26 protein-coding genes and 1 tRNA gene are annotated in these 25,436 nt (G+C 64.2%); 6 read left to right on the top strand and 21 right to left on the bottom strand.

Annotation, left to right across the window (positions count from 1 at the left end; genetic code table 11):
* Positions 1 to 77 precede the first annotated feature (77 nt).
* From LZ518_RS12860 to sdhC, 5 genes are all read right to left on the bottom strand, one after another.
* Positions 78 to 938, bottom strand: coding sequence for an LOG family protein (locus LZ518_RS12860; RefSeq protein WP_249916374.1), 861 nt, complete (start codon positions 936 to 938; stop codon positions 78 to 80).
* 43 nt (positions 939 to 981) lie between these two features.
* Entirely contained in the window at positions 982 to 1,956 is a 975-nt protein-coding gene (locus tag LZ518_RS12855; protein ID WP_249916373.1) for an MBL fold metallo-hydrolase, read from the bottom strand.
* An 81-nt stretch (positions 1,957 to 2,037) separates the two neighbouring features.
* The gene (gene sdhA / locus LZ518_RS12850) at positions 2,038 to 3,837 is read right to left on the bottom strand and encodes a succinate dehydrogenase flavoprotein subunit (RefSeq protein WP_249916372.1); all 1,800 of its coding nucleotides are present in this window, start codon (positions 3,835 to 3,837) and stop codon (positions 2,038 to 2,040) included.
* Positions 3,834 to 4,232, bottom strand: coding sequence for a succinate dehydrogenase, hydrophobic membrane anchor protein (gene sdhD, locus LZ518_RS12845; RefSeq protein WP_249916371.1), 399 nt, complete (start codon positions 4,230 to 4,232; stop codon positions 3,834 to 3,836). Before sdhD ends, sdhA begins: the two co-directional genes overlap by 4 nt.
* On the bottom strand, positions 4,229 to 4,624 hold the full coding sequence (gene sdhC, locus LZ518_RS12840) for a succinate dehydrogenase, cytochrome b556 subunit (protein ID WP_249916370.1): 396 nt from the start codon (positions 4,622 to 4,624) through the stop codon (positions 4,229 to 4,231). The genes sdhD and sdhC overlap by 4 nt, the downstream gene beginning before the upstream one ends.
* A 147-nt stretch (positions 4,625 to 4,771) precedes the next feature.
* Between sdhC and LZ518_RS13480 the strand changes: the two genes are divergently transcribed.
* The 4 genes from LZ518_RS13480 (at position 4,772) to LZ518_RS12820 (ending at position 8,749) form a co-directional block, all read left to right on the top strand.
* Positions 4,772 to 6,118: a methyl-accepting chemotaxis protein gene (locus LZ518_RS13480; protein ID WP_283938200.1), complete on the top strand. Its 1,347-nt coding sequence runs from the start codon at positions 4,772 to 4,774 to the stop codon at positions 6,116 to 6,118.
* Between the two features lie 135 nt (positions 6,119 to 6,253).
* On the top strand, positions 6,254 to 6,955 hold the full coding sequence (locus LZ518_RS12830) for an SDR family NAD(P)-dependent oxidoreductase (RefSeq protein WP_249916369.1): 702 nt from the start codon (positions 6,254 to 6,256) through the stop codon (positions 6,953 to 6,955).
* Positions 6,945 to 7,859: a subclass B3 metallo-beta-lactamase gene (gene bla, locus LZ518_RS12825; protein WP_249916368.1), complete on the top strand. Its 915-nt coding sequence runs from the start codon at positions 6,945 to 6,947 to the stop codon at positions 7,857 to 7,859. The genes LZ518_RS12830 and bla overlap by 11 nt, the downstream gene beginning before the upstream one ends.
* Positions 7,856 to 8,749 carry a 50S ribosomal protein L11 methyltransferase gene (locus LZ518_RS12820; protein ID WP_249916367.1) on the top strand — a complete coding sequence of 298 codons (894 nt, stop codon included), beginning with the start codon at positions 7,856 to 7,858 and terminating at the stop codon, positions 8,747 to 8,749. Before bla ends, LZ518_RS12820 begins: the two co-directional genes overlap by 4 nt.
* Here LZ518_RS12820 and ligA read toward each other — a convergent pair.
* The 8 genes from ligA to yajC are packed head-to-tail and all read right to left on the bottom strand — an operon-like array spanning position 8,746 to position 17,419.
* The gene (gene ligA / locus LZ518_RS12815) at positions 8,746 to 10,770 is read right to left on the bottom strand and encodes an NAD-dependent DNA ligase LigA (protein ID WP_249916366.1); all 2,025 of its coding nucleotides are present in this window, start codon (positions 10,768 to 10,770) and stop codon (positions 8,746 to 8,748) included. The genes LZ518_RS12820 and ligA overlap by 4 nt on opposite strands.
* A complete protein-coding gene (locus LZ518_RS12810; protein WP_249916365.1) occupies positions 10,767 to 11,282 on the bottom strand; it encodes a DUF1697 domain-containing protein in 516 nt (171 codons plus the stop codon). The genes ligA and LZ518_RS12810 overlap by 4 nt, the downstream gene beginning before the upstream one ends.
* A complete protein-coding gene (locus tag LZ518_RS12805; protein ID WP_249916364.1) occupies positions 11,279 to 11,995 on the bottom strand; it encodes a dienelactone hydrolase family protein in 717 nt (238 codons plus the stop codon). The genes LZ518_RS12810 and LZ518_RS12805 overlap by 4 nt, the downstream gene beginning before the upstream one ends.
* Positions 11,992 to 13,644, bottom strand: a complete 1,653-nt coding sequence (recN, locus tag LZ518_RS12800; protein ID WP_249916363.1) for a DNA repair protein RecN — start codon at positions 13,642 to 13,644, stop codon at positions 11,992 to 11,994. The genes LZ518_RS12805 and recN overlap by 4 nt, the downstream gene beginning before the upstream one ends.
* A 15-nt stretch (positions 13,645 to 13,659) precedes the next feature.
* Entirely contained in the window at positions 13,660 to 14,460 is an 801-nt protein-coding gene (locus tag LZ518_RS12795; RefSeq protein WP_249916362.1) for an outer membrane protein assembly factor BamD, read from the bottom strand.
* Positions 14,461 to 14,520: 60 nt separating this feature from the next.
* Positions 14,521 to 15,474 (bottom strand): protein translocase subunit SecF, encoded by a 954-nt coding sequence (gene secF, locus LZ518_RS12790; RefSeq protein WP_249916361.1) that lies wholly within the window; start codon positions 15,472 to 15,474, stop codon positions 14,521 to 14,523.
* A 13-nt stretch (positions 15,475 to 15,487) separates the two neighbouring features.
* Entirely contained in the window at positions 15,488 to 17,080 is a 1,593-nt protein-coding gene (gene secD / locus LZ518_RS12785; protein WP_249916360.1) for a protein translocase subunit SecD, read from the bottom strand.
* A gap of 15 nt (positions 17,081 to 17,095) precedes the next feature.
* Positions 17,096 to 17,419: a preprotein translocase subunit YajC gene (gene yajC / locus LZ518_RS12780; protein WP_249916359.1), complete on the bottom strand. Its 324-nt coding sequence runs from the start codon at positions 17,417 to 17,419 to the stop codon at positions 17,096 to 17,098.
* A gap of 148 nt (positions 17,420 to 17,567) precedes the next feature.
* Between yajC and LZ518_RS12775 the strand changes: the two genes are divergently transcribed.
* Together LZ518_RS12775 and LZ518_RS12770 are read left to right on the top strand one after the other, a co-directional pair.
* A tRNA-Pro gene (locus LZ518_RS12775) sits at positions 17,568 to 17,644 on the top strand.
* Positions 17,645 to 17,739: 95 nt separating this feature from the next.
* Complete coding sequence (locus LZ518_RS12770; RefSeq protein WP_249916358.1) at positions 17,740 to 18,444, top strand: TIGR02117 family protein; 705 nt, start codon at positions 17,740 to 17,742, stop codon at positions 18,442 to 18,444.
* 111 nt (positions 18,445 to 18,555) lie between these two features.
* Here LZ518_RS12770 and hslU read toward each other — a convergent pair whose 3' ends face one another.
* From hslU to LZ518_RS12730, 8 genes are all read right to left on the bottom strand, one after another.
* Entirely contained in the window at positions 18,556 to 19,854 is a 1,299-nt protein-coding gene (gene hslU, locus LZ518_RS12765) for an ATP-dependent protease ATPase subunit HslU (protein ID WP_249916571.1), read from the bottom strand.
* 80 nt (positions 19,855 to 19,934) lie between these two features.
* Positions 19,935 to 21,032 (bottom strand): FAD-dependent oxidoreductase, encoded by a 1,098-nt coding sequence (locus LZ518_RS12760; protein ID WP_249916357.1) that lies wholly within the window; start codon positions 21,030 to 21,032, stop codon positions 19,935 to 19,937.
* 88 nt (positions 21,033 to 21,120) lie between these two features.
* On the bottom strand, positions 21,121 to 21,654 hold the full coding sequence (hslV, locus tag LZ518_RS12755) for an ATP-dependent protease subunit HslV (RefSeq protein WP_249916356.1): 534 nt from the start codon (positions 21,652 to 21,654) through the stop codon (positions 21,121 to 21,123).
* A gap of 66 nt (positions 21,655 to 21,720) precedes the next feature.
* Positions 21,721 to 22,290, bottom strand: a complete 570-nt coding sequence (locus tag LZ518_RS12750; protein ID WP_249916355.1) for a TMEM175 family protein — start codon at positions 22,288 to 22,290, stop codon at positions 21,721 to 21,723.
* A gap of 90 nt (positions 22,291 to 22,380) precedes the next feature.
* Complete coding sequence (locus LZ518_RS12745) at positions 22,381 to 22,794, bottom strand: holin family protein (RefSeq protein WP_249916354.1); 414 nt, start codon at positions 22,792 to 22,794, stop codon at positions 22,381 to 22,383.
* A gap of 56 nt (positions 22,795 to 22,850) precedes the next feature.
* A complete protein-coding gene (locus LZ518_RS12740; RefSeq protein ID WP_249916353.1) occupies positions 22,851 to 23,396 on the bottom strand; it encodes a glycoside hydrolase family 108 protein in 546 nt (181 codons plus the stop codon).
* Between the two features lie 93 nt (positions 23,397 to 23,489).
* Entirely contained in the window at positions 23,490 to 23,714 is a 225-nt protein-coding gene (locus LZ518_RS12735; RefSeq protein ID WP_249916352.1) for a hypothetical protein, read from the bottom strand.
* Positions 23,715 to 23,734: 20 nt separating this feature from the next.
* Positions 23,735 to 25,417, bottom strand: coding sequence for an AMP-binding protein (locus LZ518_RS12730; protein ID WP_249916351.1), 1,683 nt, complete (start codon positions 25,415 to 25,417; stop codon positions 23,735 to 23,737).
* Positions 25,418 to 25,436 lie beyond the last annotated feature (19 nt).

Raw genomic sequence — 25,436 nt, 5'->3', positions numbered from 1 at the left:
GCGTGTAGGCCGGCGTGCCGATCAAATAGAAAGGGCGGCCTCGAGCCGCCCTTTATGTGTCCGCTGGAGATTAATAGTCAGCAGACCTCATAATGGTGGCAGACGGCGTCCCATGCCTCTTCCGCCGTTTCGACCCAGGTGATGAGGTCGAGATCGTGGGGCGAGATAACGCCCTCCTCGGCCAGCCCTTCGAAATCGATCACCCGCTCCCAGAATTCGCGGCCAAACAGAAGGATCGGCAGCGGCCGGACCTTGCCGGTCTGGATCAGGGTCAAAAGTTCGAACATTTCGTCGAACGTGCCGAACCCGCCGGGGAACACCGCCACCGCGCGGGCGCGGAGCAGGAAATGCATCTTCCTCAGCGCGAAATAGTGGAACTGGAAGCTCAAGTCCGGAGTGACATAATTATTGGGCAGCTGCTCGTGCGGGAGCACGATGTTAAGCCCGATCGAATCCACGCCGACATCCTGTGCGCCGCGGTTGGCGGCCTCCATGAACGACGGGCCGCCGCCCGAGCAGACGACGAAGTGGCGCTTGCCGTCCTCGTCAACCGGATGCTTGCTGACGCGAGCCGCGAGTTTCCTTGCCTCGTCATAATAATGGGACTTGGCGACCAGCCGCTCTGCGACCTTCTTGTCCCAGTCGGTCCGCGCCGCTTCGAGCAGCGCGTGGGCCTTGGACGGTTCGGGCACGCGGGCCGAGCCGTAGAAGACGAAGGTCGAGGCGATGTTGGCCTCATTCATCAGCAATTCGGGCTTCAACAGCTCGAGCTGGAAACGCACCGGCCGAAGGTCGGGGCGGAGCAGGAACTCATTGTCCTGGAAGGCGAGCTTATAGGCCTCGCTCTGGGTTTGCGGGCTGGAAGGCACATGCACCGCGGCGCGGGCATCGACCTTGGCTTCGGCGAAAATCCGCTTCGGAGGTTTGGGATCAGTCATATCGGGGGAGCGGCTTAGCGTCAGCCGCGACAAGCGCAAAGCCTCAAACGCCTCCAGGCTTGCAGTATTTCTGCCGCTCTTCGGGCGAGGAACGGAGCCGCGTATCGAGATAATATCCAGCGGCTTCCGTCACATAGTCGCCGTGCTCGGCATCGATGAACGGTGCCGCATCGCGTTTCCATCCGGCGACACATTCTTCCTTGAGGCGGATCGACTGGCCGCAGTCGATGAAATTGTCGAACGCCTTGCGCCATTGGTTGAACTGGTCGCGATTCATCGGCGCGCCATGGCCGGGGATCAGCCTCGTGAACGGCGTCGCCGCCACCTCGCCCAGTGCCTTCTGCCAACCTTCGGCGCAGGCGGTATCCATGAACGGCACGATATCGACCACCAGGTCGCCGACGATCGCCAGCCCCTCGTCCGGCACGTAAAGCCACAGATCGGCCTCGGTCGCGGCATAGGGCGCGACGTGGACGTCGAGCTTGCGCCCGGCGATCTTCATTATTGCCGACTTGGTCACGGGGACGGTCGGGCGGAGCGTGTCGGGATTGTCGAGGCGGTGGCGGGCGCGGATCAGCTGCGCCTTGACGTCCGCCGGAGTCTTGGGATCGGCGAGGCGCTTGTCGGTCTGCTCGCGGCCACGCTGGAGAAAGCTCTTCAGCGCTCCTTCGATGGCGGTCGTCGCATAGACCTGCGCCCGGGGATAGGCCGTGCGAATGTCATAATTGCCGGTGGTGTGGTCGAGGTGCCAATGGGTGTTGACGATTACCGCGATCGGCTTGCCCCGCTGTTTCGCGTAAGCCAGCAAAAGTTCGGCATGCTCGGGGTGCCGGCCGGTATCGACGACGATCAGGCCCTGCGGTGCATCGAGGAAGATGCTGTTGCCATCTGGGCCCTTGTCGAGCGGCACGGAGCCCGGAATCAGCGTGTAGCTGGGCTCGACAAGCTTGACCTTGGGCGCCGCGGCGCCGGTCAGCAGCCCCGCCGCTGCCACAACCAACAAGATTGAACGCTGCATCGCCGCCTCCCCTTTTGGGAAGCAAATCACCGATTTTGCCAATCAGGAAGCCTGCTTCGACGAAAGGACGAGGCGACCGGCTTAATACACCCGCGCTTTGGGCTTGATGTAGTCGATCTCGTCGGTGAGCGTGTAGGTGTGGACCGGGCGATAGTCGATTTTGACGCCGCCTCCGTGGCCGCCCCAGCCGTCGAACCAGGCGACGGTGTGCTTCATCCAATTCTTGTCGTCGCGCTCCGGGAAGTCCTCGTGCATATGCGCGCCGCGGCTTTCCTTGCGGTTGGCGGCGCAGTGCATGGTGACCACCGCCTGGGCGATAAGATTGTCGAGCTCGAGCGTTTCGACGAGGTCGCTGTTCCAAATGAGGCTGCGGTCGGAAACGCGAATGTCAGCCATCTTCTTGTAGACCGCGTCGATTTTCGACTGGCCTTCCTCCAGCGTGCGCTCGGTGCGGAACACGGCGCAATCGGCCTGCATCGTACGCTGCATCTCGTCGCGGATTTCGGCGGTCGGCAGCGAGCCTTCAGCGTGGCGGAACTTGTCGAGCCGGGTCAACGCCAGGTCCGATGCGCCGTCCTTGAGTAGCGGCTGGGCGGCGCCAGGCTTGATCACCTCGGCGAGACGGAGGCCGGCGGCGCGGCCGAACACCACCAGGTCGATCAGGCTGTTGGAGCCGAGACGATTGGCGCCATGGACCGAGACGCAGGCTGCCTCGCCGACCGCGAACAGGCCAGGGACCACGCTGTCCGGCTGGCCGTCCTTCAGCGTTACCACCTCGCCATGATAATTGGTCGGGATCCCGCCCATATTATAATGGACCGTCGGCACCACCGGCAGCGGCTGGCGGGTGAGGTCGACCCCGGCGAAAATCTTGCCGGTCTCGGTGATTCCGGGAAGCCGCTCATGCAGGATCTTGGGGTCGATATGGTCGAGGTGGAGGAAGATATGATCCTTCCGCTCGCCGACGCCGCGGCCCTCGCGAATCTCCATCGCCATCGACCGCGACACGACGTCGCGGCTGGCGAGGTCCTTGGCCGAGGGAGCATAGCGCTCCATGAACCGCTCACCCTCGCTGTTGGTAAGGTATCCGCCCTCGCCGCGCGCGCCTTCGGTGATCAGAACGCCGACGCCGTAAATGCCGGTCGGGTGGAACTGGACGAACTCCATGTCCTGCAGCGGCAAGCCCGCGCGGAGGACCATGGCGTTGCCGTCGCCAGTGCAGGTGTGAGCCGAGGTCGCCGAGAAGTAAGCGCGGCCATAACCGCCGGTCGCCAGAACCACCGCTTGCGCGCGGAAGCGGTGGATCGATCCGTCGTCGAGGCACAGCGCGACCAGGCCACGGCATGCGCCGTCCTCCATGATCAGGTCGAGGGCGAAATATTCGATGAAGAAGTCGGCGTCATACTTCAGGCTCTGCTGGTAGAGCGTGTGGAGCATGGCATGGCCGGTCCGGTCGGCGGCGGCACAGGTTCGCTGAGCGGCCGGTCCCTCCCCCATGTTCTGGGTCATGCCGCCAAAGGCGCGCTGGTAGATTTTGCCCTCTGCGGTCCGGCTGAACGGCATCCCGGCATGTTCAAGTTCGTAAACCGCCGCCGGAGCCTCGCGGACCAGATATTCGATCGCGTCCTGGTCGCCGAGCCAGTCCGACCCCTTGACGGTGTCGTACATGTGCCAGGTCCAGTGATCCGGCCCCATGTTGCCAAGCGAGGCGGCGATTCCGCCCTGCGCCGCGACGGTGTGGCTGCGGGTCGGAAAGACCTTCGTGACGCAGGCGGTCTTCAGGCCCTTTTCGGCCGCACCCATGGTCGCGCGAAGGCCGGACCCGCCGGCGCCGACGACGACGACATCATAGACATGATCGACGATTTTATAGGCGGTCATGCGGCAACCGGTGCGAACACGATCCTGGCCAGCGCGAACAGCGCGACCGAGGCGCCCGCAATCGCCGCCATGGTCAAAAGATAATGGAGTGCGATGCGGTTGCCGTCATCATGCACATAATCGTCAACGCTGACCTTGAGGCCATCGAGGCCGTGCTTGAAGGCGGTGACGATGAGCAGCGCCATCGGAATGGCGGCCCACGCCGAGCCGAGCCATTCCTTGAGCGTCGCCAGCTCAAAATTCGGCAGCATCAACAGCGAGAAAAACAGCCACAGCGACAACAGCAGCAGGGCCACGCTGGTAAAGCGCTCCTCCAGCCAATGGCCGCCGCCGTGATGGGCCGATCCCAGCCCGCGAACCTTGCCCAGCGGGGTCGCGCTTTCTCCCTGGCTCATTTGCCCACTCCCATCAGAATGTACCAGGTGACGGCGGTCGCGGTCAGCGATCCTACCAGGGTCATGATCGCCCAGAAGCGGTTGACCTTGAGCTCGTAGCCGGAGCCGGTGTCGAGCACGAGATGGCGAAGGCCCGAGAAAAGATGCTGGAAGAACGCCCAGGTCAGGCCGACCAGCACGATCATCCCGGCCGTGCCGGTAGCGAGCTTGACGAATTCGCCGTAGGCGGCCTCGCCGCCCGCGACCGCGACCAGCCACCAGGCAAGCACCGCCAGGCCGGCGACGGTGATTGCGCCGCCGGTAACGCGGTGGAGGATGGAGACCGTCATGTGCGGCCCCCATTTCCAGATGGTCAGGTGCGGCGAAAGTGGTCGCTCGGCTTTGCTGTTCATGGGTCCTCGAACCGACGCTGGGAAAAGGTAAGCGTCCACTAGGCACCGGATCGCCAACGCGCAAGGTTGGAGGGGGCTAACCCGCCTTTAACCATTCACCCCGCATAGCGGTGCTTGAAGTCAGTTTCAGTGGGGATTCCGGTTCAAATGGCACAGGTGGTTCAAGCGATGTCGAACGGCGATTATGATCTGGCGCGGAGCCTGCATCTGTACGACACAAATGGCGACCTGCCCGGCCGCTCGCGCGAGCTGTGGAAGCTGATCAAGGGCGACGGCAAGGAGCTCGCCCGCGAATTCTGGCGCCGCTACGGTATCTCGCCCGAGGTCCGCGAGCAGTTCGACGAGCAGCGGATCGATCAGCTGGCCGACAAGATCTTCCCGTTCATCCAGGCCAAGTTCGAGCGGCTCGACAATCCGAAATGGACCCATGAGGCGCAAGGTTATGTCGCCAAGGCGCTCGGCGCGGGCCTCACCCTGTCGACCTTGCTCGCCGGCATCAACGCCGAGACCGAAGCAGCCTATGCGGTCATGCGCCGCCTGGTTGACGACGAGGAGAGCCAGATTCGCTTTGCCCGCACCCTGTCGGAAGTCCAGGCGATCGAGATCGACTGTTTCATCCACCACGGGATCACCATCACCCGCAAGGAAAGCGAAGTGGCCCAATCGCACCAGGCCGGCAGCTTCAACAGCAAGGTGATGGGCGTGGTCCAGGATTGCACCCGGGAAAGCGACGAATTGCGCGCCCAGGCCGGACATAGCGCGACCGCGGCCCGCGGCATGCTGGGCAAGACCAGCGAAGTCGCGGCGGCGGCCGAGCAATCGGCGGTGGCGATGCGCGAGGCAGCCCAGACCGCGGCCGGTCTCATTCGCGCCATCGAGGATGCAAGGACCGAGGTCGAAGTCGCCGCCGGCGTCGCGACCAAGGCCGGCGACCAGGCCGACAAGGCCGTCGAGGTCAGCAAGGCCCTGTCGAACCACGTCGAAGCGATCGAATCGATCCTCGGCCTGATCCGCGACATTGCCGGACAGACCAACCTGTTGGCGCTCAACGCGACCATCGAGGCCGCTCGTGCCGGGGATGCCGGCCGCGGCTTCGCAGTGGTCGCCCAGGAAGTAAAATCGCTCGCCGCCCAGACCGCCCGGGCAACCGACGACATCACCAACAAGATCACCGCCATTACCGCCGCGACCAAGCAGACGGTCGAGGCCAATGGCTCGATCAGCGCCACGGTCGAGGAAGTCGAGGCTTCCGCCAACCGGATCCGCCAGGCGATGGAGCTCCAGGCCCAGACGGTGACAATGATTACAGCCGCGGTCGACGAAACTGCGCTGGCCGCCGACTCGATGAGCTCGACCATCGCAGCGATCCGCTCCGACACCGAGCAGGTCGCCAAGGATATCGACAGCGTTGAGCAAGGCTTCGGTCGCTTCGGGGCCCGCATCGCCGATTTCCGGTCCGCTACCAGCGAGTTTGTTTCGACCTTCGCTGCTTAAGCGGCGAAGCCGCCTCCTATTGGCGCCAAATCAACAAAATCGTCATTCCCGCGAAAGCGGGAACCTAGGTCGTTTTTCTGGGTCCCCATTTTCATGGGGATGACGAAATAGGGTGGGCTGGTCTACGCCAGGCCCATGAACATCCTCCTGACCGGCGCCAGCCGCGGCATCGGCGCCGCAACGCTCGAACTGCTTGCTTCCACCGGCCACCAGGTCGCCGGCCATTCGACGATGGGCGACAACGGCCTGATTGCCGGAGACCTTGCCGACCCGGCGGCGACGCGCCTTATTTGGGACGCCGCGCTCGACAGGCTGGGCGGGCGGATCGACGCGCTGGTCAACAATGCCGGCATTTATGAGGGTGTCGCCGACGACGCGGCGGACCAGGAATGGCACTCGGCCTGGGACCGTACGCTCAGGATCAACCTGCAGGCCACCGCCGACCTCTGCCGGCTGGCCGTTGGGCATTTCAAGGCAAACGGCGGCGGGCGCATCGTCAATGTCTCGAGCCGCGCCGCCTATCGCGGAGACAGTCCCAGCCATTGGCACTATGCAGCGTCCAAATCGGCGATCATCGGCATGACCAAGACCATCGCCCGCGGCTACGCCGCCGACAACATCCTCGCCTTCGCGGTGGCGCCCGGCTTCACCGTTTCGGAAATGACCGAGGAATATCTGGCCGGGCGCGGCGGCGCGGCGATCGTCGCCGACATCCCGCTCGGCCGGGTGACGAGCACTTTGGAAGTTGCCGAGGCGATCCGCTGGCTGGCAATCGACGCTCCCGCCGCCTCGACCGGGTCGGTGATAGACCTCAATGGCGCCAGCTATGTTCGCTAGTATCGCGTTTCTTGCCCTTGCCGCACAGCAGATCGTCGTCCCGCTCGGCAAGACCCCGCGCCAGATCGAACGGCCGATCCACCCGGTCGAGGAATGGGGGCCGATCTGGGCGGCAAACTGCAAGGATTGGGACGAGTGGGACAAGCCCGCGCCGCCTGTTCGAATTCACGGCAACACATACCTGGTCGGCACTTGCGGCATCAGCGCGATCCTAATCGCCGGAGAGGACGGCCATGTGCTGATCGATGGAGGGACAGAGCGGGGCGCCGACCTCATCGCCGAGAATATCCGCCAGCTCGGCTTCAAGCTGAAGGACATCAAATATCTGCTGATGAGCCATGAGCATCTCGATCATGTCGGGGGAATGGCCCGGCTGCAGCAGCTGACTGGCGCGACGCTGGTCACCTCACGCGCCGCGGAAACCGTGATGAACAGCGGCGCAGCGAGCGCGGACGATCCGCAGGCTGGCGAGCACCCACCCTTCCGTGCGGCGAGCGTCGGCCGGGTAGTCGGCGACGGAAGCGATGTGCTGATCGGCAATATCAGGGTGTTCGCCATGACGACGCCCGGCCACACGCCGGGCGCGCTCAGCTGGCGCTGGGAAAGCTGCGATGGCGGCGTCTGCCGGACGATCGTTTACGCCGACAGCCTGACGCCGGTCAGCCGCGACGATTACAAGTTCAGCGCGCATCCGGAATCTCTCGAAGCCTTTCGCGCATCGATCGCCAAGATCGCAGCCAGCCCCTGCGAAATCCTGCTGACCCCCCATCCCTCATCCAGCGCCATGCGCGATCGGATGATTGGCAAGGCTCCGCTGTTCGATCCGGACGGCTGCAAGAATTATGCGGCAAAGCTCAGCAAAAACCTGGACGAGCGGCTGGCAAAGGAGGCGGCGGGCCAATGAGCTGGCGGGTCACGCTTCGCTGCAGCCGGGCCGAGGCCGAGGCGCTGCCGGAAAGCGCGGACCTGTTCGCCCATGCCGAGGAGCCGCCGGTGATCGTCGCCGACGAACCCGACCCGCACGCGCCCGACGACTGGCGAATCCACGCCTATTTCGCCGAGCAGCCGACCACGCAGGAGCTGGTCCTGCTCCGCCGCCTGGCGGCGAATGGCGAGCCGGAGGTCGAGCACCTTGAGGACACGACCGACTGGGTGACGATGAGCCAGCAGGGGCTGGGTCCGATCCGCGCCGGGCGCTTCTTCGTCCATACGCCGATGCATTACGCCGATCGGCCGGCCGACACGGTCAATTTCGAGATCGATGCAGGGCTCGCCTTCGGCACCGGCCAGCACGACACCACCGCCGGATGCCTCGCAGCGCTCGACCGGCTGGAAGTGGCCGGCAAGCGATTCGCCAATATCGCCGATATCGGCACCGGCACCGGGCTGCTGGCATTCGCGGCCATGGCGCTGTGGCCGGAAGCGCGGGCAATCGCGACCGATATCGACGACATCGCGGTCAAGGTCAGCGAAGAGAATGCGGCGATCAACGGCGTAAAGCTCGGCCATGGGCCGGGTCAGCTGCTGCTCGCCGTCGCGGACGGGATGGACCATGCGCTGATTGCCGCCCGCGCGCCCTATGATTTGCTGATCGCCAACATCCTCGCCGGTCCGCTGATCGAGCTGGCACCCGATTTCGCCAAGACGGTCGCGCCCGGTGCAACCCTGATCCTCGCCGGTTTGCTCGACACCCAGGCCGATGCCGTCATCGCAGCCTATCAGGCGGAAGGGATGGCGCTGGTCGAGCGGAGCAAAGGCGAGTGGTCAGTGCTGGTATTGGAAGCCGGCTCCTAAGCCCCCGCCACAATCTCCGCCCATTCGCCCTCGCCGATGACGCGGATGCCGAGCTCCTCGGCCTTCTTGAGCTTCGATCCCGCACCGGGTCCGGCAACGACCAGGTCGGTCTTGGCGCTGACCGAGCCCGCCGCCCGCGCGCCGAGCCGCTCGGCCTGGGCCTTGGCCTCGTCGCGGCTCATGGTTTCCAGGCTACCGGTGAAGACGATCGTCTTGCCGGTCCATTCCGTCGCCCGCGCGGTCGAGACGAAGGCGGCGGGTCGCGCCAGCGCCAGCAATTCGGCCAGTTGCTCGCGATTGTGCGGTTCGTGGAAGAAATCGACCAAAGCTTCGGCCACGACCGGGCCGATGCCATCGACCGCAGACAGCTCGGCCTGTGCATCAGGTCCCCGTGCAGCCTCCTCCAGTCCTTCGACCGAGCCGAACGCCTTCATCAGATCCTTGGCGGTAACGATGCCAACATGGCGAATGCCGAGGCCGAACAGGAAGCGCGCCGGATCGAAGCCGATTCGAGCCTCGATCGCGGCGAGCAAATTATCGACCGACTTCTCCTGCCAGCCTTCGCGGCCAATCAGCGCGCCGCGATGGTCCTTGAGGCGGAAGATGTCCGCTGGCCCATGCAGCCAGCCCAGTTCGAAGAATTCGACGATGCTCTTCTCGCCCAGCCCGTCGATGTCCATCGCCCCGCGCGAGACGAAATGGCGGAGGCGCTCGATCCGCTGGGCGGGACAGATCAGCCCGCCGGTGCAGCGGACATCGACCTCACCCTCCTCGGCGACCGCTTCCGAATTGCACTCCGGGCAATGGTCGGGAAAGAAGTAAGGCGCTCGCGTTTCATCGCGGGTGAGGTTCTCGACCACCTGCGGGATGACGTCGCCGGCACGCTGGATCCGCACCCGGTCACCGATGCGCAGGCCGAGCCGGGCGATCTCGTCGCGGTTGTGGAGCGTGACATTGCTGACGATCACTCCGCCGACCCCCACAGGCTTCAAGCGCCCGACCGGGGTCAGCTTGCCGGTGCGCCCGACCTGTATGTCGATCGCCTCCAGCGTCGTCTCGGCCTTCTCCGCCGGGAATTTATGGGCAAGGCCCCAGCGCGGCGCGCGTCCGACCTGGCCAAGGCGATCCTGCCAGTCGAGCCGTCCAACCTTATAGACCACGCCATCGATGTCGTAGGGCAAGTCGGCGCGTTCCCGCTCGATCAATGCGTAATGGGCCAGCGCCTCCTCGACCGTTTCGCACTGCACCAGCAGGTCGCTGACCGGGAAGCCGAAGCTCTCGATCTTGTTCATCGCCAGCAGCTGCAGCATGGCAAGCGGCTCGCTGACCTCGCCCCAGCCATGAGCAAGGAAACGCAGCGGCCGTGCCTCGGTCACGCTGGCGTCCTTCTGCCGCAGCGAGCCCGCGGCGGCGTTTCGCGGGTTGGCAAAGACCTTGCCGCCCGCCGTTTCCTGCCGCTCGTTCAAGGCAGCGAAATCGGCCTTGGACATGTACACTTCGCCGCGCACTTCGAGCACGTCGGGAGCGCCCTTGATCGATTGCGGGATGTCGCGGATCGTTCGGGCGTTGGGCGTCACATCCTCGCCGACCATTCCGTCGCCGCGCGTCGCCGCCAGCACCAGCTGACCTTTCTCGTAGCGCAACGAGCAGGAGAGGCCGTCGATTTTGGGCTCGGCAGTCATTGCGACCGGCTCGCCCTCAGGCAAATTCAGGAACCGCCGAACCCGGCCAACGAAATCGCGTACTTCCTCGGCGCTGAACGCATTGTCGAGGCTGAGCATCGGCCGGGCATGGGTGACCTTGGCCAGCGCCGAAGTTGGCGCCGCGCCCAGCCGCTTCGACGGCGAATCCGCTCTCACCAGCTGTGGATATTGGGCTTCCAGCTCACGGTTTTCGCGGACCAGTGCGTCATAGTCGGCGTCCGAAATCTCCGGCGCGTCCTGGTCGTGATAAAGCTTGTCGTGATGCGCGATCTGCTTGGCGAGGCGCATCAAACGGTTGGCGGCTTCTGCTTCGTTCATTCCATCCCCGCCAGCAACTCCGCCATCCTTGCCACGCTGTTCATGTTTCTTGCCGTGCCCTGTTTGACGGCGGGCAGCTTCAGCTTCGTCTTGCCGATGCCCTCGCCATAGCTGACATAGAGGAGCCGAGGCCCTAGCGCCAACCGCTCGCCCTCAACGTCGCGTGCTTCATCGATCATCGCCTTCACCGGCTCTTCGTCGACGAAATGAGCCATGACTCGGCTCGGCTTGTCGTCGCTGAATGGGTTTTTCTTCACCGCCTCCGCCATTTCCCTGGCATTGCGGACGAAGGCCGGCACCGGCTTGCCGAAATAATCGACCAGCCGCTGTTCGATCCGCTCCTTGACCGTGCTTTCGGCGAGATCGCTGGCGAACAGCAAATTGCCGCTATTGATGAAGGTGCGGACCTGTTTGAAGCCGCAGGCCTTGCCGATCGCCGTCAGCTCTTCCTTGGGCAGTTTCCCCGTCCCCGATACATTCACCGCGCGGACCATCGCGACGAAAGCGGTCACCCCAACACTTCGGCCAGGAAGTTTTCAAGGCTGGCCCAGCTGCGCCTTGCCGCCGCCTCATCGTAGGCCACGCCGGCGACGCCGATTTCGTGGGCCTTGGGATTGGTAAAGCCGTGGCCGACGTTTCCGTAAGCATGGATCTGCCAGTCGGCGCCGCCGTCGGTCAGTTCCTTGCCAAGCGCAACCACTGCTTCGGGCGGAACCATCGGGTCTTCCCAGCCATGATAGGCGGAGACCTTGGCCTTGATCGGCTGCGGCGGCAGGCCGGGCGGGTCGAACAGGCCGTGGAAGCTGGCCACGCCGGCCACGTCCGCCCCGGACCGCGCGATATCGAGCGCGCACTGGCCACCGAAACAGAAGCCGATCACGGCAACCTTCTCCGCATCGACCGCGTCCAGGTTCCAGGCGACTTCCAGCACGGCAAGCAGGTGATCGCGCAGCGCCGACCGGTCCTCCCGCAGTTCGCCCATGGCGGCGAAAGCCTCGCCGCGGTCGATCACCGGCCGGAAGCGCTTGGCGAAAAGGTCCACCACCAAGACGTTATATCCAAGCGCAACCAGCTTTTCCGCCATCCCGATCTCAAGCGGCTGCACGCCCATGACTGTTGGCAGCAGGACGACTGCCGGCCTCGCGGCACCGCTACCGTCATGGACCAGCACATGATCGAAGGTCCGGCCGTGATAGTCCTGCTTTAGGGAAAGTTGCTCGGTCATGCTGCCTCCAGTAGCCGTGCCGCCTGGGCGCGGGCTTCGTCGGTGATCGCCGCGCCCGACAGCATCCGTGCTATCTCCTCGCGCCGCTCGTCGTTCGTCAGCTTGCGCACATGGGTACGTGTAACGCCGTCCTCGTGCGCCTTTTCGATTCGATAATGGTGCGCCGCGCGTGCAGCCACCTGCGGAGAATGGGTCACCACCAGCAGCTGCGATTTCCGAGCCAGCCTGGCCAGCCGCTCACCGATCGCGCTGGCGACCGCACCGCCGACGCCGCGGTCGATCTCGTCGAATATCATCGTCTGGGCGGTCCCCGCTTCGGCCAGCGCAACCTTGAGCGCCAGGATGAAACGCGACAGCTCGCCACCCGATGCGATCCTGGTCAATGGCCCGAACGGAGCGCCGGGGTTGGTCGACACCTCGAACTCGACCCGGTCGATACCTGACGGGCCCGGCTCGGCCTCGGCCATGGCGGTGCGGAATTTCGCGGCATCGAGCTTGAGCGGGTGAAGCTCCCCGGCAACAGCTTCGTCCAGCCGTGTCGCGGCGCGAACGCGATCCTCGCGTAGCGTGCGCGCCGCGTCATCATAACGGGCGCGGGCTTGGGCGAGCTGGCCTTCCAGCCCGGCGATACGTTCGCCGCCCGCCTCGATCAGCGCCAGCTTGCCCTGATATTCCTCGCCCAGCGCGGCCAGCACGTCGGGCTCGACCCGATGTTTGCGGGCCAGCCCGCGGATATCGAACAACCGTGCCTCGACTGATTCCAGCCGCGCAGGGTCGAACGCCAGCGCCTCGGCGGCGCGAGCGATCCGGTCCTCCGCCTCGCTGCCCTCGATCAGTGCCCGGTCAAGGCTGGCAAGCGCCTCTGCCAGCAGCGGGTGATCGGCGGCGCCGCGTTCGATCTTGCGGGCGGCGGCACGAAGCTGCGCCAGCGCGCCCTCTGACCCGCCGAGCAACTCGTCGAGGCCGGTCAGCGCCTCACCCGCCTTGGCTCCGGCCTGCATCAAGGCCCGTTGCTCCGACAGGCTGGTTTCCTCGCCAGGTTCCGGTGCCAGTGCGGCGATTTCCTTGGCGGCATGCTCCAGGTAATCGCGATCGCGTGCCGCCGATTCCGCAGCTGCTTTGCCCTCGGCTAGCTCGAGCTCGATCCGCTCAACCTCGGCCCAGGCAGTCGCGACCGCGCGCATGTCGATCCGCCCGAACAGGTCGAGCAGCGCGCGGTGGCCGCGGGGATTGAGCAGTCCGCGATCGTCGTGCTGGCCGTGAATCTCGACCAGCCCGTTGGCAATGTCGCGCAGCACCGCCGCCGACACGCCTGCCCCGCCGGCAAAGGCGCGGCTGCCGCCGTCGGCCTTAAGCGTCCGCCGCACCAGCAGGGGCTCGCCCGGCTCGGGCACTATGCCCTGCTCGGCGAGCACGGCGATGGCGGGATGGTCCGACGGCAGCTCGAATTCGGCCGAAACGCTGGCCTGGTCCTGCCCGCTGCGCACAAGACCGGTGTCGGCGCGGACGCCGAGCGCCAGGCCAAGGCTATCGAGCAGGATCGATTTTCCGGCTCCGGTTTCGCCAGTGAGGACTCCAAGCCCGGGCTCGAACTCCAGCTCGAGCCGGTCGATCAGCACTACGTCACGGATCGACAGCTGCCTTAGCACGCCGCCGAAATCCCCTTAGCTGCTGGTCTGGGCAGCAAGCGCCTGGGGGACGTGCCGCTCGATCAGCTCATAGCTACGCTTGTACCATTTGCTGCCCGGATAGTTGCGGCCGAGCACGGCCGCCGCCTTATGAGCTTCATCGGGCAGCCCCAGGTTCAGATAGCTTTCAACCAGCCGCTCGAGCGCCTCGGGCGTGTGGCTGGTGGTCTGATATTGATCGATCACCGTGCGGAAGCGGGTCGTGGCCGCCAACCAATTGCCCTGGCGCTGGTAGAATCGGCCGATCTCCATCTCCTTGCCGGCAAGGTGATCGTTGATCAGATCGAGCTTCAGCCGGGCATCCGACGCGTAGCGGCTCTGCGGATAGCGGCGGATCAGCTCGTTGAAGCTGTCGGACGCCTGCTGGGTGATCTTCTGGTCGCGCGTGACGTCCTCGATCTGCTGATAATAGCTCATCGCGATCAGATAGTTGGCGTAGGGCGCGTCCTTGTTGCCCGGGTGGATCGTCAGGAAGCGCTGCGCCGAGCTGACCGCGTCAGGGTATTGCTGCGCCATATAATAGGAAAAGGCGCTCATCAGCTGAGCGCGGCGGGCCCAGACCGAGTAAGGATGCTGGCGCTCGACTTCGTCGAACAGCTTGGCCGACGCTTCATAGTCGCCCTTGTCCATCCGCTCCTTGGCCAGGCTGTAAAGCGTATTGACGTCGCGAGCGATGTAGGCGGTGTCGCCTTTCACCTTCTTGCCGGCGCAGCCGGCGACAGGAAGCAGGATTACAGGCAGCAATAATAGTGCCGCGATACGGGTCTTGTTCACCATGGAGACTTTCCTAGCGCGGGCTTCACACAAGTCCAAGCGGCCTTTCGCTCACCTGAACGCTCAAGCCGGCTTTGCGACCGTTTTATCTTCTTCGTCCTCGGTTTTGAGGAAGCTGTCGGGCTTGAGGCCGAGCCAGACCAGTGCCGGGGCGGAGATATAGATCGACGAATAAGTGCCGATGAACGTGCCCAGCAGGATCGCGACCGTCAGGCCGAACAGCACGTCGGGGCCCAGCATCAGCAGAACCGCCAAGGCCAGCATGATCGACAGTGAGGTGACGATCGTCCGCGACAGCGTCTCGTTCAACGAGAAGTTGAGCAGCGAGACGATCTCCATCTTGCGGTATTTGCGCAGATTCTCGCGGATTCGGTCGTAGATTACGACCGTGTCGTTGAGCGAATAGCCGACGATCGCGAGGAAGGCGGCGACGATATTGAGGTCGACCTGCAGCTGGGTCAGCGAGAAAAAGCCAAGCACCATCGCCACGTCGTGGAACAGGGTGACGAGGGCGCCGACCCCGAACTGCCATTCGAAGCGGAACCAGATGTAAATGGCGATGCCGATCATCGCGAAACTGATCGCCAGGGCGCCGTCCCACGCCAGTTCGCCGCTGACCTTGCCCGACACCGATTCGCCAGCCGTCACTTTGACGCCGGGGTAATCCTTGATGATCATGCCACGGACCGCCGTCACCACCTGGTTGGCGGCAGCCTCGGGCCCTTCCGGCTTGGGCAGCCGGATCTGGTATGTCTTGTTGTCGCCGAACTGCTGGATGCTGGCCTCGCCGACGTTCAAGGTGGCGACCTTGCCGCGCAGATCCTCGATATTGACCGGCTGGGCAAAGGTCGCGCGCACGACCTGGCCGCCGACGAAGTCGATGCCGAGGTTGAGGCCGCGAACGCCGACCAGCACCAGGCTGCCGACAGTGGCGATGATCGACAGGATGAGGGCGATGTTGCGCCACCTCATGAAATCGATGTTGGTGTTGTCGGGAACGAGTTTCAAAAGTTTCATCGGTTCATTCCCGTCAGATGTTTAGGGCGCGCGGGCGCGTGGACTTGACCCACAGCGCGACCAGCATCCGAGTGAAGTTCACCGCCGTGAACACCGATGTGATGATGCCGATGAGGAGAACGACCGCGAAGCCGCGGATCGGGCCCGAACCGAAGTACATCATCAGCGCGGCGGCGATGGTGTTGGTGATGTTGGCGTCGAAGATGGCCGTCGAGGCTTCCTTGTAGCCCGTCTCAAGCGCATCGAGCACTCGCCTCCCCCGTCTCAGCTCTTCGCGGATGCGCTCGTTGATCAGCACGTTGGCATCGACCGCCGCACCGATGGTCAGAACGAAACCGGCAATGCCCGGCAGGGTTAGCGTGGCGTTGAACACCGCCATGATGCCAAGGATCATGAAGGCATTCACCAGCAGCGCGATCGAAGCGTAAACGCCGAACCGGCCATAGGTGATGATCATCAGCCCGATCACCGCCAGCGTCGCGAAGATGGATGCAATGGTGCCGGCCCTGATCGAGTCGGCGCCAAGCTCGGCGCTGACGGTCCGCTCCTCGACCACGTTGAGTTTCACCGGCAACTTGCCCGAGGCCAGGCTGACCGCCAGCTGGTTGGCGCTATCGACGGTAAAGCTGCCGCTGATCTGGGCACGGCCGCCGAGGATCGGCTCGTTGATGTTCGGTGCGGACAGCACCTTGTCGTCCAGGATGATGGCGAACGGCTTGCCGACATTTTCCTGCGTGACGCGGCCGAAACGGCGCGCACCTGCGGTGTTGAAGCTGATGTCGACGATCGCCTGGCCGTCCTGGTCGAAGCCCTGCTTGGCGTTGACCAGCTGTTCGCCCGACACCATCACGCGGCGTTGGACGGCGATGGCGCCTTTGCCGTCAGCCATCGGCAACACCTGGCTGCCCGGCGGGGCACGGCCCTGGGCGACCTGATTTGGATCGGCATTGAGGTCGACCAGCTTGAATTCGAGCCGGGCGGTCTGGCCGATCAGCTGCTTCAGCGCCTCGGGATCCTCAACGCCGGGGACCTGGACGAAGATTCGCCGGTCGCCCTGGTTGATAACGGTGATTTCCTTGGTGCCGCCGGGATCGATGCGGCGGCGAACGACGTCGCGAGCCACGGTCAGCGAATCCTTGAGCGCCTGCTTCGAACCCGATTCGGTCGGGGTCAGGACGATCCGGTTGCCGTCCATCGTGCTGACTTCCCAGTCGCGCGTGCCGGTCAGGCCCTGCGGCTGGCTCAAGGTCCGCATCCGTTCGAACGCGGCATCAAGCTGGGTCGGGTCGCGAACGACGAAGCTCAGCTTGCCGCCGGACGTTGAAACATCGCCGATCTGGATGCGCGGCTCGCCGCGGCGAAGCTCGGTCGTGACCTCTTCTTCCTTGGCCTGCAGCCGCTGCTTCTGGGCATCGGCGAGATCGGCTTCGAGCAGCAGCTGGCTGCCACCGGCAATGTCGAGACCAAGGTTGATACGGGCGCTTGGAAGCCAGGCCGGCCAGCGCTCCACCTGGTCCTTGGGGAGCAGGCTGGGGATCGCCAGCAAGATGCCGGCGAGGATGGTCAGCGTAACCAGCCAGACCTTCCAGCGGGGAAAATCAAACATGTTGGACGCGGCCCTTTAGTCGTTTGCCGGGGCAGCGGTGCCGCCAACCTGGCTGAGCGTCGACTTGACCGCCTGGACGCGGACGTTCGGCGCGATCTCAACTTCCACTTCACTGTCGCCGACCTTGGTGACCTTGCCGATCAGGCCGCCGCCGGTAACGACGCGGTCGCCCTTTTTGACTGCAGCAACCGCGGCCTGATGGTCCTTCATCCGCTTTTGCTGCGGTCGGATCAGCAGGAACCAGAAGATGACGAAAACCAGGACCAGCGGGATGGTCTGGATGAAGAAGCTGGCTCCGCCCGTAGGAGCGGCGGCGGCGAGAAGCGTCGTGATGGTCATGGGATTGGAAAACTCTTCTTCATATGCGCGCCTGTAATGCCCCAAGCGCAGGAAGTGGCGGGCCGCCTATCACGCCGTGGGCTGCCTTGCCAAGCGATGCTCGTCGCCTTAGATGCGCCGCTCTCGCGTCCGAACGGGCGCGACCGGTCGGGGCGTAGCGCAGCCTGGTAGCGCATCACACTGGGGGTGTGGGGGTCGCTGGTTCGAATCCAGTCGCCCCGACCATTTTCCTTTCGCGACCGTCCGGGGGACGGCCTCAAAATGAAAATCCGACGGATGTCGAGTGATGACAGCCGCAACGCGATCGCTACCCTTCCCAAATGATCCGCCGTCGTCGAAAGCTCCGCTGGCCGGCCCGCATCGCTCTCGCGATCCTGGCGATTCCCGGATTTTATCTGTTGGCCGCGCTGATCGGCGCGCTGATCCCGGTCAATAACAGCTGGCGCGAGCCGAAACAGGGAATCACCATCTATCTCGCCAATAATGGCGTCCACGCCGACCTGGTGCTTCCGGCAGTTGTCGAGGGGCTCGACTGGCGGCCGCTGGTGCCGAGGTCGGACATGGCCAATGTGCCCGCCGATGCGCGGTGGATCGCGTTCGGGGCCGGCGAGCGGCAGGTCTATCTGGAAACCCCGACCTGGGGCGACCTGTCGATCAAGACCGCGGCGAAGGCGCTGACCGGCGGCGAGCAGGTAATGCATGTCGAATGGGTCGAGGACCCACGCTTCGCCGCTCGCGCCATTCGCCTCACGCCCGAGCAGTATCGCCGCTTGTGGGCCGCGATCCGGGAGGGCTTCGCGCTCGACGCGAATGGAAGGCCGATCCGCATCGATCATCCGGGCTACGGCCCCCGAGACGCCTTCTATCGCGGCAGCGGCAAGGCCAATGCCATCCACACTTGCAACCAATGGGCGGCAAGCCGGCTTCGCCTTGCGGGCGTGCAGGCGCCGCTGTGGTCGCCCTTCGTCCAGGGGATGGTCGCCTATTATCGCCCGGCCCAACCTCAATCGTCACCCCGGCCCTGAGCCGGGGTCTGCCTTCTCTTCACTTCGCGGGAATAAAAGGCGGATCCATGTCCGGACCGGCACTGTCCCCCAGACAGTGCCGCATGCCGGTCATCAAGCCCGGGATGACAACTAAAGGACATATCTCGATAGGTCGGTGTCCTTGGCGATTCCGGCGAGCTGCTGTTCGACGAAGGCGGCGTCGATCACCAGCGTCTCGCCCTTGCGATCCTCGGCCGTGAAGCTGATGTCCTCGACCAGCCGCTCCATCACCGTCTGCAGGCGCCGCGCGCCGATATTTTCGACCGCGTCATTCACTTCGGCGGCGATCCGCGCGAGCGCGGCAATACCGTCCTCGGTAAAGTCGATCGTCACCTCCTCGGTCGCCAGCAAGGCGCGATACTGCTCGGTCAGGCTGGCGCGGGTGGCCGACAGGATGCGGACGAAATCCTCTTCGCTGAGTGCGCTCAGCTCGACCCGGATCGGCAGCCGGCCCTGAAGCTCGGGCAACAGGTCGGCCGGCTTGGCGACGTGGAACGCGCCGGACGCAATGAAGAGGATATGGTCGGTCTTGATCGGCCCATATTTGGTCGCGACCGTGGTCCCTTCGATCAGCGGCAGCAGGTCGCGCTGGACGCCCTCGCGGCTGACCGAACCGCCGCGAACGTCGCTGACTGCGATCTTGTCGATCTCGTCGAGGAAGACGATGCCATTGGCCTCGGCGTCCGACAGCGCGACGCGGGTGACGTCGTCCTGGTCGACGCGCTTGTCGGCCTCCTCCTCGACCAGCTTGGCGAAGGCGTCGCGGACCTTGAGCTTGCGCCGCTTCTTGGGCGGGCCGCCCATCGCCTTCGACATCATCTCGCTAAGATTGATCATTCCGACGCCGCCATTGCCGGGGATTTCGAACGGCATGTTGGGCGCCTCCGCGACCTCGATCTCGACCTCGGCATTGTCGAGGCTGCCGTCAGCGAAGCGTGCGCGGAAGCTGGCGCGGGTTGCCTCCGACGAGCCTTTGCCGGTCAGCGCATCGAGCAGCCGGTCCATCGCCGCGGTTTCGCTCGCCTCGCGAACCTTTTCGCGGCGCCGCTCGCGCTCCAGCCGCACCGCCTCCTCGACCAGGTCCCGGGCGATCTGCTCGACGTCGCGGCCGACATAGCCGACCTCGGTGAACTTGGTCGCCTCGACCTTGACGAACGGCGCGTCGGCCAATTTTGCCAGCCGCCGGCTGATCTCGGTCTTGCCCACCCCGGTCGGGCCGATCATCAAAATATTCTTGGGCGTGACCTCGTCGCGCAGTTCGGGCGACAGGCGCTGGCGCCGCCAACGATTGCGCAGCGCGACCGCGACCGCCTTTTTCGCGTCATGCTGGCCGACGATATGCTCGTCGAGGGCGGCGACGATCGCCTTGGGAGTAAGACTGTCGTTCATCTCTTCGGTCGCCTCGGCGGGTTCGAATGCAAGGGGCTGGTAGTTCATCCCCGATTAGATTGGAGGCGCGTCAGGGCACTTCAAGCGGTGCAGCGGAAGTCCGCGAACAGCCTTTTGTGCGAAGAGATGATGCGGGCGATGTCGTCGGGCTGTGGGGTCGCGTCCCATTCGCCGCGCTCGAACGTCCCGCCGAGCAGGATGCCGTCGCCCCTCGGAAACATGTAACCGGCGCTGCCAGCGAAGGCATAGCGAACCTCGTGCTGCGGCTGGAGCACCGCCAGTTGCCCGCGAACCGGTGTAAGTTTCTCGTCTCCGACCAGCGCCTTGGCGCCAATTCCCGTGCAGTTGAACGCGAGCGTCTCGGGCAAGGCGGCGACGTCGGCCAGGCTTTCGAACTTGCGCATGCGGATCGTACCGCCCGCATTAAGCACCTCGCTGGTCAATTCCGCCATGAACCGCGGCGTCTCGACATACATGGTGTCGAAGGCGACCACCCGCGCAACCGGGAAAGGATGTTCTTCGGGACGCAACAATCGCCCGTTTGGATAGTAAGGATTCATCCAGTCATTGGGGTAGATCGTGTCGCGCGTTTCCTCATAGGTGCGTTGCCAGCGGATGCCGTAGCGCTCCCCGACCAATGCCTGGAATCGCTGCCAGCTATAAGCCATCGCCGACTGAAACTGGGCCATCCATTCTGGCGTCACTTCCCCTTCGCGGTAATGCCCGAACGGCGAGACCTGCCCGCCCGCAACAGCCGATGTCGTGTCGGGTGGTAAAGCGGCGGTATAAATCCTGACCGGGAAGCCAGCCTCCTGCACCAGCCGCGCGGTGGTCAGTCCCATCACCCCGCTGCCGATCACTGCGACAGGTCCTGAATGTCCCTGGAGTCCCAGGTCGGTCGCCAGCCGAGAGCTTCCCCAACTCAGCGTGATACCGGCGCCGCCGTGGCCATAATTGTGGACCAGAGATTTTTCGCCGAGAGCCTCGCGCCGAACGACGAAGCCTGCCGAGCGATACGGCCTCAGGCCCGCGACGGTGCGGATCACCCGGCTTTCATCGACCAATACCTTGGGCAGTTGCGTGCAACCGGCAACCGCGAGCGGTCGCGTGCCGGTCGTCGCGCACCCAGCGAGCAGCGCGGTCGAGCTGATCGCAAAGGTTCGGCGGTCGAGAAACATCGTTCTTACACTGCCGTTCGTGTCGAGCGAAGTCGAGACACGTTGGCGGTCCGTCCCTCGACGTCGCTCGGGACGAACGGACTAGCTACTATTCAATCGTCTCAATCGTCAGCTGGTCGTTGGTGAAGACGCACACTTCGGCAGCGATCGCCATCGCGCGCCGTGCCAGCTTTTCCGGATCCTGCTCATAGTCGCTGAGCGCGCGCGCCGCGGCGAGCGCATAATTGCCGCCCGATCCGATTGCCGCGATCCCGCCTTCGGGCTCCAGCACGTCGCCGTTGCCGGTCAGGATCAGCAACGTTTCCTTGTCGGCGACGATCATCATCGCCTCCAGGTTGCGTAGATATTTGTCGGTCCGCCAATCCTTGGCCAGCTCGACCGCCGCGCGAAGCAACTGTCCGCGGCTCGCCTCCAGCTTCTTCTCCAGCCGCTCGAACAGGGTGAAGGCATCGGCGGTTGCGCCGGCGAAGCCGCCGATCACGCTGCCGTCGCCAAGCCGCCTCACCTTCTTGGCGTTGGGCTTGATGACCGTGTTGCCGAGGCTGACCTGGCCGTCACCGGCGATGACGGTCCTGCCGTCCTTCTTCACGCCCAGGATGGTGGTTCCATGATATTTTTCCATGAGCGCGATGTGGGAAGGCCGTTCGGGACGTGCAAGCGTGAGCCTGCCAGTCGGGCAAAGCAGGCTCTAACGCCAGAATTCGAACCGGCGGTCGGGGATCAGCCACATGGCGGTGACGGCTACGTATATGGCCACCGCGATATAGGGGGAAACGAACGCCAGGCCCGTCGCGGTGGCATAGCCGATCAGGCTGACCCACTCCTTCTGCTTCGCGCCGACCGCCTCCTTGACCCTGGATTCCTCGCCCTCGGCGGCGATCAAGGCACGCTCGAGGAGATAATAGCAGAAGGCCGCCAGGATCAGCACGACGCCGTAAGCGGCGACGGGCAGGGCATGCACACCCTCTTCGCCGATCCAGCGGATCAGGAATGGCACCAGCGACAGGCTGAACAACAAGGCGTTGTTGGCCCATAGAACCGCGCCGTTCACCTTCTTCGCGGCTTGCAGCATGTGATGGTGGTTCGACCAGTAAATGCCGACATTGACGAAGGCGAGCAAATAGGCAGCGAGCAACGGCAGGACCGGCTTCAACGAGGCGAGATCGGCGCCATGCGGAGTCGGCAGTTCCAGCACCATGATGGTGATGATGATGGCGATGACCCCGTCGGTGAATGCCGCCAATCGTTCCGGTTTCATGCTTGTGCCCCTTCCGTCATTGCGAGCGAATCGATGCAATCCAGCCTGGATTGCCGCGTCGCCTCCGGCTCCTCGCAATGACGAGCCAAGTCACCGCTCCACTCCCTTGGCCTTACCCCAGGTCCGGGCCATGGTGTAGCCCAGATAGCCGGTGCCGAAGAGCATGTAGAGTTGCTCCGGAAGGCCCCGCAAATAGCTGCTCATTCCATTCGCAATGCCCCTCGCCAGCCTGGGGTCGAAAGCGGCGATCAGGCCCATCGGGATCGCCCACAGGATCAGCGCATACATGACATAGAGGAAGCTGGGGCGAGCGCGGCTGGTCCAGGGATCGGCCGACTGCGCTTCGGCGACGATCGCCTGCATCTGCGCTCCGATCGCCTGCATCTCCTGGTCGCCCTGCAGCTTGATCAGTTCCAGCTTGGCGCGGTCGCGCGCTTGGGGGTCGGGAATGATCTTGTCGAGCAGCTTCGATACCGGCCCGACGATCGCTTCGAATAGTGCCATAAATCCTCCAAATCTTCACAAATGTTCACGGTCATGGCGGTTATTTATGATATTGGTCATTCACCAATACGGTTCGCCAGCCACCCATATAGAAACGCCTCATTGGCTGGACGCTTCTCCGCCAGGCGGAGATATCTTTCCCCCTGCAATGCCTCGAGCGCGCGGAGCAGGACGGTCTCGCCGCCGGTCTTTCCGCGAGCCTCGAGGAAGGCATCGAGCGCGGCGATCGTCGCCGGCCCAACCCGTCCGTCCGGCACCAGGTCCGGATAATCCTTGCCGCCGCGGTTGAGCGCGGTCAGCGCCCGCTGGAGGAATGTGGCCGCCACCGCTGGGCCCATGTTCGCGCCGGTATCGAACAGCTCCGCCGCCACCCGCGGTGATCGCTTGGCGATATCGTCGAAGCGAGGCCTAAGCCAGTAGAGCCGGCGATAGATTGCCGCCGCTTCCTCGCGCGGCAACGTGGACATCGGCCCGGCATAGCCATGGGCCCGGGCCACGCCTTCCGTAATGCCGAACCGCGTCGGACCGCCCTTGTCGGCGGGTTGGTTCACATAGCCGCCCTCCCGCTCGATCAGCTCATCGATCAGCGCGTCCACGTCCATTTCCCGCTCCTCCGGTCCACCGAGTCGCGAGTGAATTACCTATTTGGTTATCTGTAGGACAGTGGTTGAAACCGAATTTGGTTCGAGCGGCAGCTAACCCTTCGACGAAGCCTTGGCTTCGACCAACCGTTTCTCGAAAATCTCGTGCGGCTTTTCCTGGACGTAGAAATGGGCGGCGTTTTCGCCGGTGAAGACGATCTTCGATCCGACGCCGAACTGGTCGATCTGGACCGCGGCGACGAGATCGAGATTGATCCACACCGGCTCGCCGCCGCCTTCCTTATTGTCCTGGCGTGTGCAGCAAATGAATCGCGCCATTCCTCCCCCTCCATCCTTTCCTACGCCGGATGCGGCACATTGTTCGCCGGTTGAAGCTCCGCGACCATAGCCTCGCGAATGACGAATTTCTGGACCTTCCCGGTGACGGTCATCGGAAAGGCGTCGACGAAGCGAATGAAGCGCGGAATCTTGTAATGCGCAATCTGGTCGCGGCAGAAATCGCGCAGCTCCTGCTCGCTCATCTGCTCGCCGGCCTCCAGCCTGATCCAGGCGCACACCTCCTCGCCATATTTCTCATCAGGCAGGCCGACCACGGCGACATCCTCGACCTTGGGATGGCCGAGCAGATACTCCTCGATTTCCTTGGGATAGATATTCTCGCCGCCGCGGATGATCATGTCCTTGATCCGGCCGACGATCTCGGCATAGCCCTGCTCGTCGAAGGTGGCGAGGTCGCCGCTGTGCATGTAGCCGTCGGCGTCGATCGCCTCGGCGGTCTTCTGCGGGTCGTCCCAATAGCCGATCATCACCGAATAGCCCTTGGTGCAAAGCTCCCCTGGCGTTCCCACAGGTACGATATTGCCCTCGCCGTCCACCATCTTGCATTCAAGGTGCGGCTGGACCCGGCCGACCGTTTCCACCCTCTTTTCCAGCGGATCGTCGGGATCGGTCTGGAAACTGATCGGGCTGGTCTCCGTCATGCCGTAGCCGATCGTCACCTCGCTCATGTGCATTCGTTCGATCACCTCGCGCATCACCGGCTCGGGGCAGATTGCGCCGGCCATGATCCCGGTGCGAAGCGACGAGAGGTCGTATTTGTCGAAATCGGGCGCCGACAGCTCGGCGATGAACATGGTCGGGACGCCATAAAGCGCGGTGCAACGTTCCTGCTCAATCGCTTTCAGCACCGATTCCGGTTCGAACGCATCGCTTGGGAAGATCATCGCCGCACCATGGGTCAGGCAGGCGAGCACACCCATCACCATGCCGAAGCAATGGTAAAGCGGCACCGGGACGCACAGCCGGTCGTCGGCTGTGAAATCCTGCGCCGCGCCGACGAACATGCCATTGTTGAGGATATTGTGGTGCGACAGGGTCGCACCCTTGGGCATGCCGGTGGTGCCGCTGGTGAACTGGATGTTGATCGCGTCGCGGGCGCTTAGCGTCTGCGCCCGCCGCGACAGCTCCTCGCCGTTTGCGGCACGCGCCGCCAGCTCGTCGAAACTTATCCAGCCGGGGCGCTTCGCGGACCCAAGCTTGATCGCCATTTCCAGGGTCGGGAGCTTGGCCGAGCTGAGGTGCCCGGGCGTCGAGCCCGCCAGCTCCGGCGCCAGCGTTTCGACCATGGCGAGATAGTCGCTGCTCTTGAACTCTTCAGCCGCGACCAATGCGCGCACGCCGACCTTGTTGAACGTATATTCGGCCTCGCGCAGCCGATAGGCGGGATTGATTGTCACCAGGATCAGGCCGGCGCGGGCAGCGGCGAACTGGGTCAGCACCCATTCGACGCAATTGGGCGACCAGATGCCGATGCGATCCCCGGCCTCAAGTCCGAGATCGATCAAATTACTCGCCAACCGGTCGACCTGTTCCAGCAACCCCGCCCAGGTCAGGCGGACATTCTGGTGAACCGAGACAATCGCATCTCGATCGCCCCATTGTTCGGCGGCGTTCACCAGCGCCTGGCCGATGGTGTGCTCGACCAATGGTGGGCCCGGCAGACCCTTGAAATGACTCAGCATAATCGCCTCCGTCGCGAGT

Origin of the sequence: Sphingomonas brevis, from assembly GCF_023516505.1 — a bacterium.
Lineage (GTDB): Bacteria > Pseudomonadota > Alphaproteobacteria > Sphingomonadales > Sphingomonadaceae > Sphingomicrobium > Sphingomicrobium breve.
This window is presented reverse-complemented; position numbering and strand designations above follow the sequence as displayed.